Origin of the sequence: uncultured Microscilla sp. (assembly GCF_947493425.1) — a bacterium.
Taxonomy (GTDB): Bacteria; Bacteroidota; Bacteroidia; order Cytophagales; family Microscillaceae; genus Microscilla.
Window position 1 is genome coordinate 1 of record NZ_CANLRP010000193.1, and the last position, 15,415, is coordinate 15,415.

Annotated in this window: 9 protein-coding genes; 5 read left to right on the plus strand and 4 right to left on the minus strand. The window is 40.7% G+C overall.

Annotated elements, in window-relative coordinates:
- Nucleotides 1-365: 365 nt before the first annotated feature.
- The 3 genes from Q0954_RS28755 to Q0954_RS28765 all read left to right on the plus strand — a co-directional run bounded on the left by Q0954_RS28755 (nt 366) and on the right by Q0954_RS28765 (nt 2,280).
- Nucleotides 366-1,319, plus strand: a complete 954-nt coding sequence (locus Q0954_RS28755; RefSeq protein ID WP_299463582.1) for a DMT family transporter — start codon at nt 366-368, stop codon at nt 1,317-1,319.
- Between the two features lie 185 nt (nt 1,320-1,504).
- A complete protein-coding gene (locus tag Q0954_RS28760) occupies nt 1,505-1,813 on the plus strand; it encodes a helix-turn-helix transcriptional regulator (RefSeq protein ID WP_299463584.1) in 309 nt (102 codons plus the stop codon).
- A gap of 41 nt (nt 1,814-1,854) precedes the next feature.
- Nucleotides 1,855-2,280: a GNAT family N-acetyltransferase gene (locus Q0954_RS28765; protein ID WP_299463586.1), complete on the plus strand. Its 426-nt coding sequence runs from the start codon at nt 1,855-1,857 to the stop codon at nt 2,278-2,280.
- 114 nt (nt 2,281-2,394) lie between these two features.
- On the opposite strand, the gene Q0954_RS28770 is transcribed toward Q0954_RS28765, so the two are convergent.
- Nucleotides 2,395-5,733, minus strand: coding sequence for a SpoIIE family protein phosphatase (locus tag Q0954_RS28770; RefSeq protein WP_299463588.1), 3,339 nt, complete (start codon nt 5,731-5,733; stop codon nt 2,395-2,397).
- 693 nt (nt 5,734-6,426) lie between these two features.
- Here Q0954_RS28770 and Q0954_RS28775 point away from each other — a divergent pair.
- Entirely contained in the window at nt 6,427-8,148 is a 1,722-nt protein-coding gene (locus Q0954_RS28775; protein ID WP_299463590.1) for a sodium:alanine symporter family protein, read from the plus strand.
- Between the two features lie 89 nt (nt 8,149-8,237).
- Here Q0954_RS28775 and Q0954_RS28780 read toward each other — a convergent pair whose 3' ends face one another.
- Both Q0954_RS28780 and Q0954_RS28785 read right to left on the minus strand, forming a co-directional pair.
- Nucleotides 8,238-9,839 (minus strand): tetratricopeptide repeat protein, encoded by a 1,602-nt coding sequence (locus Q0954_RS28780; RefSeq protein WP_299463592.1) that lies wholly within the window; start codon nt 9,837-9,839, stop codon nt 8,238-8,240.
- A gap of 185 nt (nt 9,840-10,024) precedes the next feature.
- Nucleotides 10,025-11,914, minus strand: a complete 1,890-nt coding sequence (locus Q0954_RS28785; RefSeq protein ID WP_299463595.1) for a tetratricopeptide repeat protein — start codon at nt 11,912-11,914, stop codon at nt 10,025-10,027.
- Nucleotides 11,915-12,498: 584 nt separating this feature from the next.
- Here Q0954_RS28785 and Q0954_RS28790 point away from each other — a divergent pair.
- The gene (locus tag Q0954_RS28790) at nt 12,499-13,317 is read left to right on the plus strand and encodes a hypothetical protein (protein ID WP_299463598.1); all 819 of its coding nucleotides are present in this window, start codon (nt 12,499-12,501) and stop codon (nt 13,315-13,317) included.
- A gap of 629 nt (nt 13,318-13,946) precedes the next feature.
- Here the strand turns inward: Q0954_RS28790 and Q0954_RS28795 are convergent.
- Complete coding sequence (locus Q0954_RS28795) at nt 13,947-15,089, minus strand: PLP-dependent aspartate aminotransferase family protein (RefSeq protein ID WP_299463601.1); 1,143 nt, start codon at nt 15,087-15,089, stop codon at nt 13,947-13,949.
- Nucleotides 15,090-15,415 lie beyond the last annotated feature (326 nt).

The following is a 15,415-nucleotide window of genomic DNA, read 5'->3' on the forward strand; positions in this document are numbered from 1 at the left end:
CAACTCCCGACTAATTAAAACCCAATTCCCAGACGCTCCTGACTACCGTCTACCAACTCCCGACTAATTAAAACCCAGTTCCCAGACGCTCCTGACTACCGTCTACCAACTCCCGACTAATTAAAACCCAATTCCCAGACGCTCCTGACTACCGTCTACCAACTCCCGACTAATTAAAAATACCACATCTCCTTCAATAAATCATATTCAGAATAAAATTTGGCAATTGATTACCTCCTTTCTTCAATAAGAGAACCAACCTACACAATATTTTGTTAGTCTTTGTATCAATCAGGTTTTATTGCCTTGATCAGCATTTTAATGTATAACCATTTTTTTACTATGAACACGCTACTATTACCATTATGACAGACAACTCATTGACCATGCCAGGCACCGCCAGGTTTGCCACTTTTAATCCTCAAAAATTTATTGGGGCCTTACTCGTTTTTTTCGGTGCCATCACTCACTCAAGTAAAGCAATTTTTATCAAACTTGCCTACCAATACCCTATAGACCCAGTGTCACTGGTAGCACTGCGCATGCTTTTTGCCTTGCCGTTTTTTCTGGCCATTGGCTACTTTTCTGGTCGCTCTAAAAAAGCTGCCAAACTAACACCCAGCGATTGGGTGGCAGTGGCTTTTTTGGGTTTTGTAAGCTACTATTTTGCTGCCTTGCTCGATTTTATGGGGCTACAATACATTACTGCCAGCCTCGAACGTCTTATATTATTTGTATACCCTACCCTGGTAGTCATTATATCGGCCACAGTATACCGCAAGAAGGTAACCCGTTCCCAGCTCATTGCTTTAGGCTTTACTTATGTAGGCATTGCGGTGGTTTTTGCGGGTAACCTTGACATGACCCAACAAAAAAACTTTATGCTGGGGGTATTGCTTATTTTTGGCTGTGCCTTGTTTTATGCTATCTATATGATTGGCAGCGAAAAACTGATACCCAAAGTGGGGGCTACTCGTTTTACAGCTTATGCCATGACATTTGCTGCATTGGGTGTGGTGAGCCATTACTTTATCAGCAATTCGGGCAGTTTGTTGCAGTTTCCTCGCCAAGTGTATGAATTAAGCATAGGGATGGCGATTATTTCTACCGTTATTCCTGCCTTTTTGATCTCGGCGGGCATCAAACGAATTGGCGCAAGCGATGCCTCTATAGTGGCAAGCGTAGGTCCTATAGCAACCATTATTATGGCGTATATGTTCTTAAACGAAACCTTGTCTGTTACCCAGTTACTGGGCACAGCACTGGTACTTGGAGGAGTATTACTTATTTCGCTTAAAAAAGGGAAAAGAAAAGATTAAATAATTTGAAATAGTCCACGGTGTTCAGCCCAATGCTGGAGTAGCACCGATATACATCGGTATCTAAGGACTCGCAAGCTCGAGTCCTTAACAAAGCTTTTAGCTGAACGCGTGGAGTATGGCTATTCACACTTAATTTTTAGCAAAACACTTTTATATATCGCTAATTATAGATATGTTTACGTATGGATTTAAAGTTAGCTACAGAAATAGGTAAATGTTTGTCAAACCAAACCAGGGTAAAAATTATGGAATGGTTGAAAGAACCTGCGCTTAACTTTTATCCTGATGAACCCCTCAAACACGCTCAAGACGGGGTTTGTGTTACTTATATTCAAGAAAAAGCCAAGCTTTCTCAGTCCACAATTTCAACGTATTTGACCAACATGGAAAAGTGTGGTCTGTTGATTATGACCAGGCATGGAAAATGGTCATACTTCAAAAGAAACGAAGACACCATTGCTAACTACTGTAAGTTTATAAGTAATCCATAATTTTTTTTCATCAATACATCTATATAACTAGATATATCAATATGACTGAATTAAAAATAATCAATCCAATGGCTCATTTTGCTAAAGTAAAAGATTTGCTGATGCAGCTCAATCCAAATAAGCAAGCAACATACATAGAAGAAACTCTCAAAAAGATGGTAATGCTCGATAATTATACTTGTTTTGGTTTGTACCAGGCAGGCGAGCTATTGGGTATATCCAGCGGTTGGACTACCGTGAGGATTTATTGTGGTAAGCATTTAGAGCTTGACAATGTAATCGTTGACAACAGGCTGCAGTCCAAAGGATTGGGTAAGCAGTTTTTTAGTAAGATTGAGGACTGGGCATTACAAAATGGTTATGACGCGGTAGGCTTAACAACGTATTTGTCTAATGCCCGCTCGCATAAGTTTTATTTTAACCAAGGCTACAATATTTTAGGTTTTCACTTTCAAAAAACCAACTAATCTACGCTCAAAATTGCCTTCTAAGAAAGAAATGGCTGGGCAAAAGAAGGAAGTCGTTTCCCCTTTTAACCAATGGCTCATTTTAGGGGGCAATCCTATTTTTTAATTGCTCCCTTAAAAGCTTAGTTTAACCCCCAGCACCAATACATCATCTATCTGCGGGAAATCTTGCTGCCACTGGCTAAAAGTCCTGCCTAAGGTTTCTTTTTGGGCATGCATAGGTAACTCATGTATTTGGTATAACAGGTCCCAAAAACGTTGTCGTAAAAACTTCTTCCCTTTTGGGCCACCAAACTGGTCTTGGTAACCATCTGAAAACATATAAAAAGTAGTGGGTTGCGAGATATCAATGATCTGTTTGCCATACTTAGGATTGCTTGCGATTTGGCTTCTGCCAATGGGGTAAGTATTGCCTCTAACCACCGTCATTTCACCATTTTGCATGTACAATAAAGGATGATTTGCCCCAGCAAACTCCATTATTTGACGAGCTTCATCTACTACTACCAGCCCAATGTCCATCCCGTCATCGTTTTGAGTAGATTCTTGCTTAAGGGCCATTTTTACCCCTCGATGCAATTGATTGAGAATACTATCAGCACTGACTACTTGGTTCGCTTTGACAATATTATTGAGCAAGTCATTGCCAATCAAACTCATAAAAGCACCCGGAACCCCGTGCCCGGTGCAATCTACCACCGCCATAATATGTTTGATGCTTTCGTTGGTTGTCACAGAGGTAAACCAGTAAAAGTCTCCCGATACAATCTCGCGAGGTCGCCAAAAGATAAAGTGCTGGGGGAAAGCCTTGCGGATGTTGGTGCTAAGGGGCAGCATAGCCTTCTGAATACGATATGCATAGGCAATGCTCGCTGTAATGTCGTTGTTTTGACGCTTTATCTCTTCAAAAGCATCTTTTAACTCATAGGTTTTCAGTTCCAGGGCTTCATTTTGGGCAGTAATTTCCTCATTTTTTTGATTTACCTCTTGGTTCAGCTCTATCAGGTCATCACGTTGGGCTTCTATCTCTCGTTTTTGTTCCCTTACTTCTTCGGTTCTTCTGTCAACCATGCGTACCAATTGATCATTGCGTTTACGCAGTCGTTTGGTATTGCTTCGGGCTATCAACACAACCAATCCTATAGACAATACTACATAAAGTGTGTAAGCTAGTTTGGTACGGTACCAGGGAGGCAGTATAATAAAATGATAACTGGCTTCTTTACCTATTACATCATATATATTGCGGGCCCTTACCCTGAAGGTGTACTGTCCCTCTGGCAAATAATTATACTCTTTATAATTATTTTTGCTCCACTGGCTCCATTCCTGGTCAAAGCCCTCTAAGAAAGACTGAAACTTTATTTTATCGCTTTCCTGGAAAAAAGTAGCCGCATACTCAAACCTCAGGGCATTAAAAGCATGATCAATGCTTCGCACCTTGGCTGGCAACCTAATGTCTCCACCCCCGTACAACAGAGAATCTTCGGGTACAGTGAGCTTGACATTACACAAAAGAGTATTGAATTTTTGATAGTAATTTTTGGGTAGGGTAGCGTCATAGTGTGCCAAGCCATCTTTAATCAAAAAGAAAATTTCGTGCTCCCTCACTGGTTCTATCACAGGGCCTAGTGCATCTATAATCAAGGGAGACAAAGGGGCAAAAGGGTGCTTGATTACCTTAAATCCCTTCCTTTGCTTCTTCATGACCAGACATTCGAGAGGGGCGTTTTTAAGCATATTATTGCTCACCAACATATATACGTTTCCTTGAGTATCTTCTTTGATAAAATATACCTGTTTGGAACCACCCTCAATATAGTCGTTCCAAGCCTCGTAAGGCTCAAACTTGTCATTTTTATACTTATAAACCCCTTTTTTTGTAACCACGAGCATCTCACCGTGTATTTTAAACACTCGGTTACTACTGGCAGATGGCAAGCCGTTTGCAACACCGTAAGTCTTTACTTTTTTTACCCCTGTCAGGTCATCATTCAATGTAAGGCGATGCACCCCGTCGCTATAAGCATTACTTACCCATATATCCCCTTTTTTATCTTGTATTACCCAACGGCAATCTTGTTGAAACCCCTCAATAAAATGCTTGAACTCCAGCGTTTTGGCATCTAACAAAGCCAACCCTGTGTTGCTGGTACCTGCCAAAAGATGCGTACTGTCTGCCAAAGCAATTACTTGCCAATAGTTAGCCTTGGGCACACCCAACTTCCGCTTTACCTTGTGTTTATCTATCAACCATATATATCCATTACTGGAGGCAACCACTCCTTGAGGAATTTTTATAAAGCTCCATACTTGATCTTGGGTAGGTGGTAGCAAAGAAAAACTCAAGGTTGGTTTCCAAGGGGCACAATAAACACCTTGGGATGAACCCAAATAAAGATGCTCGTCATAAAAAGCGCTGTTATATATCACCCCATTGATGCCATGATTTTGATAAAAATAACTGATAGGCGAGGCTATCTCAATCCGGCTAATGCCGTTTTCCAGTCCTGTCCACAAACTGTGTTCTCTGTCGAGATACAAGCTAAGCACTATATTTGCCTGCAAGCCTTTGCGCTTATTTATGTGCTGCAATACTTTGCCTTGTTTATCTAAAATAACGACCCCTGACAATAACGTACCAATGGCAAAATAATCGGTGCCTATACGTACCCCACAGTAAGTGGTGTTATTTTTCGTCTTATTCAACTCTTCTGAATCAGTTAACCAAGGTTCAAATGTTTTACCATTGTAAATAAAAACACCTTGAGTACGGGTCACAAACAACAGACGGTCATCATCGTAAGGCAGTACCACATACACACGATTATTGGCAAACCGTTCTCCTCCCTCAATCAACTGCATCTGCTTATTTTTCAATACAAGCATACCCACTCCGGGTTCGTTTACCAACATTTGGCGATTGACATAAAAGCTTCGGTGAAAATTTTTCTTGGTGGGAAAATATACTTCTATTTTTTTTTGCTTATTGAACACATATATTTTGTGGGTAGTCTGAAAAACCACCCCCAGGTGCGTATTAAACACTTTCCATACATCATTGAAAGACCGATGTTCAAGGGGTATTTTATCCAACAAAGAAACGTAACAGGTACGCCCTGACGAATCAGCCCCAATGTAACCAAGCTCGCCCTGTCCACCTACATAAATGCGCCCCTTTTCGTCTATTGTCATAGTTCTCACTATCGAGTGGTTGGGCAACTTTAGTAAACTCCAGTGAAAACCATCGTATTCAATAATGCCCGTATTATTGCCTATATACATTACCCCTCTGGCATCTTGTTGCATTGTCCATACCTGCCCATCTGTTTGGTATCCATCTGGCGCATAGTTGAACACCAAAGGGTCCCCCTTCGTTTTTATTTTTACCTGTCCAATTGCATTCGTATGTACTATCCAAAGGAACGGCAACCATAAAAGCCATTTTTTCATCTGTTTGCCTATTTGTCAAAAGGGTGTTCGTATATTGCATTTTGCAAACCATCAATATAATGATATGCCGATAAACGATCAAATAAATAACTAAGTAAGTCTCTGATGTTACGTAGTAATTTCCAAGTCTGCTTATTTATATTGTTTGATAGCTTTATGGTTGCGCGATGCGTAGCCCAAACATTTAGCAATAAAGTCATATAACCATCAAAATAAGTAGGTCTGCGTAACTTCAGTAAGTAAGTCCCAGGATGTTTTCATAACAATTGGCTTTTGCTACCAGCACCTGGAGAGCCAAGTAAGCATTGCTTAGCAAAACTACAAAACTCAACCAACACATAAAATACCATCCTCCTGAACACTTTATTTTTTCTGTTTTTAACTTAGGAATGGTGAGAAATTAAATTACCATTCTTGAGGTAGAGGTTTTGTTTTGAGACGAGGCTATTTTTTGCGCCCATAGCAGCGCTACGGGCAATAAAAATAACGAAGTATCAAGGCGAAAAATCACCCCTCAGAGTGTAAATTTATTTTTGAACAATTCCTTAATGAAGTAACCAACATGCTTTTTAAACATAGGTTGAACTTCGCCAAATCAACTAAACCAGACTATTTTCATATATTTTTTCTAAATCCGATCATTTACACTATTTTGGTGGCTGTTTAAAAAAACAAACAGTCTCCCATAGATTTATGAAGCAGTTAGAAGCTCTATTAAAACAATTTAGCGGCATTGTTACCACTCCCCTCCCTTTTATTTTGATTGGTGGCGGTTTACTCCTATTGTTATACTCCCGTTTTATGCCTTTCAAGTACTTTCGTCACGCCTACAACATATTGCGGGGCAAATATGACGACGTGAACGATCCTGGAGACATTAACCACTACGAAGCCCTTGCCAGTGCCTTAGCGGCTACTGTAGGAGTAGGTAATATTGGAGGGGTAGCCGTAGCAATTGTTACAGGAGGACCAGGTGCTGTATTTTGGATGTGGCTCAGTGCTTTTGTAGGCATTGCCACCAAGTTTTTTACTTGTACGCTTGCCATTATGTACCGGGGCAAAGACTCGGTAGGACATGTACAGGGAGGGCCTATGTATGCCATTACCGAGGGAATGGGTAAACACTGGAAACCCTTGGCGACTTTTTTTTGTATCACGGGAATATTTGGTGCTATGCCTTTGTTTCAGGCAAACCAGCTCACCGAAGTAATCAGAAACGTAGTGCTTGCTCCCAGTGGTTTGGTAGGCAAAGATCCTTTGTTGGCCAACGTGCTTATTGGACTAGTGATTGTAACCTTGGTATCTACAGTTATCTTCGGTGGTATCCAGCGCATTGGCAAGGTAGCCTCTAAGATGGTTCCGTTAATGGTAGCGATGTACATTGCCTCAGTACTTTTTATACTGATTACCCATGTCCAAGATGTGGTGCCTAGCCTGGTGCTCATTGTAACTGATGCTTTTACCGGAGAAGCCATGTTGGGAGGCGCCTTAGGTGCTTTGATTGTAACTGGCGTACGCCGGGCGGCTTTCTCTAACGAAGCAGGCATAGGTACTGCCCCCATGATGCACGGAGCTGCCAAAACCAAAGAACCAGTACGCGAAGGTTTAGTGGCTATGTTAGGCCCTGTGATAGATACCTTGGTGGTGTGTACAATGACTGCCCTGGCAATTATTGTAACGGGAGTATGGCAACCACAAATAGACCAGGGTAAAAACGTGATTGTAACGCTGGATGCTAAGAAAGTACACCTCAAAGATAACAGCAAGGCCATCCAGATAGAAGTAATGGCAAGGGTAAACCCGCTCAAAGATGCCAAACCTGTGACTGTGTCGAACAATTCTAAAGACTTACCTGTACAGGTAAATGCTACCTTAAAAATAGAGAAAAAGAAGACCCTCAACCATATTGACCTGTCTGCCCAGCTGCTCAATAACCCTGAAAGTTTACCCATAAAAATGGTTACTTACAATAAACCAGACTACATACCGCTGGTGGTGTCGCAAAAAACAGATGCAGTAGGCAAAGCTATTCCCAACCAATATATTATCAAAGAAAACCACGATTTGGGCGTTACCATCACCACTCGTGCATTTAGCAAGGCAATGCCTGGTTTTGGCGCAGGTTTATTGTTGATATGTATTTTGGTATTTGCCTTGAGTACCCTTTTCTCTTACTCTTATTATGGAGTAAAATGTACCTCGTTTTTGTTGGGAGCCAAGCGCCAAAACTGGTACAATTATCTTTATATAGGGTCTATCATGTATGGTGCTATAGCCTCTGCCGATGCCGCCGTAAATCTGATTGACGCCATGTACGCATTAATGGCGATTCCTACGATGTTTTCTACCATCTGGCTTGCGCCAAAAGTAAGAGACGCCTACAAGGACTACTTTAGACGAATGAAAGAAGAGTAAATGTAGTTGATGTGCCAAGGATAAAATAATAAACCAAGCCCTCAATTGAACCACATCAATTGGGGGCTTGGTTGGTTAACTTTGTCTCGTTACTTGCTTTTTTGCTTTTCAAACTTGGTTTTATAGAATGTAGGCGAATATGCCCAGGCTAATTTTCCTGTGGTGAGGTCAAGCCCCACTGCCATTTTTACATTGCGATACTTTCTTTTCTCTTTCACCCTTATGTATAGACTACTCATCCCAAGGGTATTTTTATATTGGGCAAAATATACATTTGGCTTGTGCGAATCCATCAAATGAACTACCAAAGGGTTATCTGTTTCTTCGCGCCCCTTATCCCAAAGTACATTACCAGCTTTGTCTACACAAGCCAACCGATGTTTTCCGTTTACACCTACTTCTGTTTTATAACGCAGCACCGCAAGGTCATCACTTCCGTACACCAATTTAGGCTTTAAAAAATAACTGGCTTTGTCTAAAGGAGTCACAACTTTGACCCTTCCACTTTTTAGTTTTTTCTGTAAATAAACAGGCCAGATACTATTCAGACGTTTTTGACGATACCCATTTATATGCTCTTGTACTTCCAACAATACCACTTTAGACTCGTTGTTGTTGCCTTGTTTATACACCTTCCACCATCTTTTTACCCTATCAAACTTGGTTCGGTTTAAGTCATTATACTGTTTCTGATTCAACACCTTTTTACTTTCAAGGTTCAGCCAATACCTCAGCCCCTGTTTGGTGGTTACTTCCAGCCAACCAGTACGCTGTAACTTAACTTTGCTTACTCCTCCATTAAACTGTTTAAAACTCTGGGCAAGCATTGCTTTGTTATTGGTGACTTTGCCAGTACGTAAATGACGGGCTACAAAAATCCCTTTAATACCGTCAATATAGTAAAAACTATCTCCCAGTTGTCGGCAGTTACGCCACAACTGATTTCCTCTCACTCCTTTGCGTGGAGGAATGGCTACTTCTCTTAATACTTTTTTGGTGGTGGCATCGGCTATAGTCAATTTTATATCTCGATAATAAGGCTGCTTTCGGTGTTTTTCACTGGTTATTTGCCATATTACCAATCCATCCTTGGTGGCTCCTACCCTATACTGTTGAATTTTGACAGGTGGGTTAAGCACGTTTTTCATTCCCACAAAAACACCAATCGCCATCACTATAAACACCATTACTGGCACCAGGTAAGTACGTAAAGAAGTTGTTTTTTTATGATGAGCATTACGGGAATTGTTTTGGGAGCCTACGCTATTCTTCTTGGTGGGTTTGTGCTTAAGCGTGCTTATTACTTTATAAGCCGCCTTGTAACCAGGTGCCACCTCTATACACTGGTTGGCGTACTGTAAGGCTTTTTCTTTGTCCGCTTTTTTGCCGTGGTTTTTCCATTTTTCCAGGTAGGCTTTTGCCAAACCATACAAACCTTTGGGGTGGCTGGGAGAAAGTAAAAGTAACTGTTCAAACTCGCCAATGGCTTCGGCATAATTACCAAAGTTCAAATGGGTAGTACCGCGTGTCAGGTAATCTTCACGCGCCTGAGCAATTTCCTCAATGTCGAGTCCCAAATCCTGTACAATTTCATTTAGGTCTGTTTCACTTAATTGATTTTCTTTTTTTGAATTCAGCACTTCCTGTGCTTTTAGCAGGTACTTCTGTAAATCTTCTTCAGAATAAGCCATGAGTAACGATCAAGGTATGGTTAAATATTAAGCAACTAAGCATACACATACGCTTTAAGAAAAGAGTTTTAGTAAGTTCACTATGAGTTACTTAACTGTACTTGTAGCACCAGTAGACATCCATGTTTGACGACTTGAGCTAACTTAGCTGACAAACATACATATTAGTGGATTGAAAGGCAAACCTAAGCACCAAGCCTTACCCCAATCACCAAAATATCGTCTATTTGTCGTTCGTGTTGCATCCAGTCAGCCAATACCTCTTCCAGTGCTTGCTTTTGTTTAGCTATGGGGCGTTGGTGAATATTAAGCAGCAACTCCCGAAACCGGGTAATCATAAATTGACGAGAGTTTTCACCTCCGAACTGGTCTTGATAACCATCTGAAAACAAATAAAAAGTGGTGGGATGTTCCAGGTTGATCAAGTGCCGGGTAAAATGTTTTTTACGCTTTAGTTTGATCCCCCCTATAGGCATATTATCACCCTTGAGATGAAACAACTCATTGTGTTGTATATAAACCAAAGGGCTGCGTGCTCCGGCAAACTCCATTGTGTAGCTTTGTTTATGAATCGCCACCAACCCCATTTCCATGCCATCGGTGTTGTGCGTATCTTTTTGTTTAAGCGCCTTTCTTATATTTACATTCATTGCGTCTAACACCTGGTCTACTTGAGTAATATGATAATCGCTGATGATTTTATGCAACAGTTCATTGCCAATCATGCTCATAAACGCCCCTGGCACCCCGTGTCCGGTACAGTCTATAGCTGCAATAAAAATTTTGTCTTCAGTTTCCTTAAACCAATAAAAATCACCGCTTACTATATCGCGGGGTTGAAACAGTATAAAAGATTGAGGGAGTCTTTGACGAATATTGTCTAGTGGAGGTAATATTGCTTGTTGGATACGTTGGGCGTAATTGATGCTGGCGAGTATCTCTTTGTTCTTTTTAGAAATAGCATCATGTGCTTGCTTTAGTTCTACATGTTTCAGGCGGTGAATTTCTTTTTCTCTTGCCACCTTTTCCGATGTAAACTTGGCCTCTAACATATTCAGGTTACTACTGGTTTCTCCTCCGGCTATTTCTGAATGTATTTGGTAAAAAAGTTCGATATGATAATAAGCCTCCTTGTAGTTTTGTTGTGACTTGTAAAGCTCTGCAAGTTTTTTATGACATTTATATAACTTGGCGCGGGTGTTGGTTTCAGTGGCAATCTCTAGTGCCTTTTGCAGGCAGTCCATTGCTTCATAAGGCTGATTTTGCTGTACTTTCACGTCAGAAATGGCCATTAAACAGCTCACCATTGCTGGCTTAAACTGGTATTTTTCTCTTATTTGATAGCTCTCACAAAAGGCGTCTTCTGCCTCGTCAAACTTACTTTCATCAAACAACAAGTGCCCCATTTCATAGTGTACATGGGCAATTTGCATCCACTGGTTATACAAATTGCTTATTTGCTCAGCTTTGTGCAGGTAATACCAGGTTTGGGTAGTATCATTTTTGGCACGGTATACAGTACCCAAGCCCAGCAAACACCAACTTTCGGCATCCACATTATAAGGCTCACAAGAATTGAATATTTCGAGTGCCCGTCCATAACACCTGAGAGACTTATCGTAGTTTTTGAGATCATAATTAAAAACTCCCAACGCCCAATAAACCCAACCTTGAGGTTTGGTCATTTTCTTTGCTTCAAGCAATTGTATGCCATCGTACACTATGCCCATTGCTCGTTCATATTTACCTTCGCTCCACCAAATCATTGCCTTCATCATCGTTACCTCGCCCCATTGGTCATAGTAAGCAATCTTATCCATCAATTGTTTGCATTCGTTTAGTTCTTTTAGCGCAAGCGAGATTTGGGACAAATGCCAATGGTGATAACCTATATTTTTGAGGCAGCGTACCTCTCCCTCCCGAAAACCTAACTCTTTAGACAATTGATACCCTTTTTGCGCCCATTTATACGAAGTATCAGGGTAAGCGTTCCGATGATAATCGCAAAATTCACAAATTGCTTCTATTTTTTCACGCTTGTCAGCAATGATACCAAAATCTGGTATGTTATCCATTAAAAGAGGTGTGTCCATAGGGTCATTGTCAGGTATAGTTTACGATTAATGAGTTGGTTTGCCACAATGTGTAACATAGACAAACCCTTCTTTTTGGGTAAGGGAAAAGAATGGCAGCAACAAAAAGTAAAACAAATTGCTCCCTTACGGTTTTGTAAGCAGGTGTTAATTGTATGTGTTTAGTCCCTCATGTGTGTTTACGGAGAAATAATACTTTTGGTGTCTTTTTGTACTACAAACTTACACGAGCACCAAACAATAAATAATTACCGAAACAAACTTATTTTTAGGGTACAAGTGAAGACGGGTGTTTTGAGTAGCAGCATAACTTAGAGGCCTCTTAAAACCAACATAGGCCTAATGACAGCAAGGGTAAGTACCAGGTCATAATTAAAACAACCCTAATTGCTATATGTAATGGGTTTGTTATGAGTAGCTTATAGCCAATTGCGCCAGCACCCACAGACTTGCTACTGCTTAATTGGTGGAAAATAAAGCCTTTTGTAAGATGACCGATTACCATTCAATAATATAAGTTGTATATTGAGCTACTTCAAATACAATTTACCCCAGGAATAGAAATAATGTTAAAAAAATTTTTTAGTAAAAAAAGTAAAACTAACCCAGTAGCTCCTCCTAACCCTTTGTTTGACCTGTTTCCGTTGAGCGAAACAAATCATCAAAGAATCGCTACGTTTGTAAAAGAAATGTTTGAGCGTATGTTTGACGAAGAAAATATACGTCAAATGACCAATTTTACGCTTGAATACCCAGTAGGGACAGGCAAAGTAGCAAAACTATTGTTTGACGATATGGGCTGGCAGCAAGAACAAAAAGAAGGAGAGTTGGTATTGGTTTGTCAACAAACCGGGGGATATTTTCACGCCACAGCCATACAAGTGCAAAACAAACTAAAACACGGGCAAACTACCCTGCCCGTATACCGTCAATGGCTTACCAAACAATACATAGATTTTGGAGGAGGGGTAGTGTTATGTGAACGTTTCAGCAATGTAAATGGAGTAGAAGGCTTTGAGTCTATTTCGAAAATACCCAAGCCTGACAGTGCTCAGGGGGTAGATTATATCTATTTTTTAAACATCCCTAATTTTAAAGACAATATACTTTATCAAATATCAATCAAAATGTTTGAACAAGGCACCAAGGGGTTGCGAGACAACCTGTTGATGCGCCCATTGATGGACATAGCCGAGATGACAAATTCCGAAGAGTTTATGAAACATTATTTTCGTGATCCTTACGACCATACCAACCGGCAAGGCTTGCCTATGAACGTGTCGGAAAAAGAAGCATTTGATCACCTCTACCCTTTTCACCCTTTATCCATCATTCGTCAAGTCATTCGCAAACGATTGATGGATAGCCTCAAGTGGGAATCATAATATACGACTCCATCCTGATAGGATTTTGGACTTGAATTGCCTTCGAAAACTTTCTACCAGCGCTGCATTCGCAGAGAAGTCAGGAGCCTTCTGTTCATACATAGTTTACTATTGTGTAATTAGGGTGATGTTATTTATTACCAAGGACTTAAGGGAGCAAACAAGAAATAAGTGACCCATTTTGTAGCTGCTTTTTTGCCCTGAGACTTTGTTACTTTTTGCAGCCGTGGCTCTGCTATGACTTTAAAAAGTGCCGCGTTTCAGAAAACAAAAGTCGCCAAAGAACCGAGGCTACAGTTCTACTGTGCCGAGCTCAGCATAGCTAATATGTGAAAGGAATTTAGTACCCAATGCACTAGTGCTCTGGGTACTAAATTCCTTTCACATATTTCGGCTTCTTTTGCCTGCTGACTTCACCTAAAAAAACTCACGTAGCTTAGGCTATGCTCGTTTTTTGGAGGTTTGACAGCCACCAAAATAAACTCGAAATAGTGTATAAACTACTTAGTTCCCAAAGCACTAGTAAAGAACCGGTATCCTATTTTTTAATTGCTCCCTAATGGTAAAACTACAAGGCAACAGATAAACCAAAACTTACCCACACGCTTTATAGTTTTACCTTTATATTTTTATGACAGGGCTTGTTCAAAGTCTGCAATCAAATCTTCGGTTGCCTCTATACCTACCGATACTCTCAACAATGAATCGCTAATGCCCAGATTTTGCCGTTGTTCTGCCGAAATTTTGGCGTGCGATGTGGTGGCTGGTTCACAAATAGTAGTTTCTATACCTCCCAGGCTCATTGCTGGTGTGGCTATTTTCAGCTTACGCAAAAACTGACGGGTTTCGTCTGCGTTGCCGTGCAACTCTACTGCCAGCATTGCCCCATAACCTTTCATTTGGCGCTTGGCTATGTCATGTTGAGGGTGGCTCTCAAGCCCAGGATAGTGTACTTTTTTTACCTGAGGGTGTTTTTCCATAAACTCCGCCAGCTTTTGGGCATTGTAAGTTTGTTGACGTACCCTTAAGGCAAGTGTTTTAAGGCTACGCTCAAGCAAATAGCAGGTCTGCGCATTGAGATTCCCCCCCAAATGAGTAGCAGTTGACTTAATTTGTGCCACTAACTCTTTAGGGCCAATAATAGCCCCACAACTCAAGTCGCTGTGCCCCCCCAAATACTTAGTACCGCTATGCATGACCAGGTCGATGCCCATAGGAATAGGGTTTTGGTTGATAGGACTGGCAAAAGTATTATCAATCATTGTAAGCACCCCGTATTGCTTTGCCAAAGCCACTATTTTTTCTATATCAGTGAGGCGTAACAAAGGGTTGGAAGGGGTTTCTATATAAATAAGTTTGGTGTTAAACTGAATGGCTTCCTCAAACATTTCTATATTAGTAGCGTCGCTAAAAGAATATTCTATTCCAAAACGAGGAAAATCAGTGGTTATAAAGCGCTGAGTCCCCCCATACAAGTCGGCTTGAAATAATACGTGGTCTTCTTTTTTGAGCAAAGCCAGCAATGTAGTACTAATGGCTGCCATTCCAGAACCAAATATGATCCCATCTTCACCCGACTCTAATGCAACCAGTTTTTTTACAACACTGTCTTGGTTAGGCGTGTTAAAATAGCGTGGGTAAGTACGAGCATCCGTATCCAGGTACTCAAACGAACTGGAAGTGTATATAGGAGAGTTAATACCAGGTTGTGCTTGGTCGCGGTATGTGCCAGCATGCACACACAAAGTATCTTTAGCGATTTCAGAAGCCATAAGATTTGTTTTTATAAGTAATAGTTTGAAATTATCGTTGGTAAGCGTCTGTTTAAAGCTTTGCCTTCAGAGTTGAAAAATGCCCCTTTTTTGTATCAGCGAGTTACTCTAAACTTGCAGACAGGTAAGTAGCTAAACAGCATAAACTTAAAAGGTAACTAATCAGTGTATGTGCCAACCTGATATTTAGCAATCCTGGATAAGGCTTCTAACACGTTTAAGCCATTTTTGATAGCAGTATCAATAACGGAACGTATTTTAGCAAAGTTTTGAGCGGCACTTTCGGTTTTGAACTGTCCGGATATTTTCTGTTTAACCTTGATATT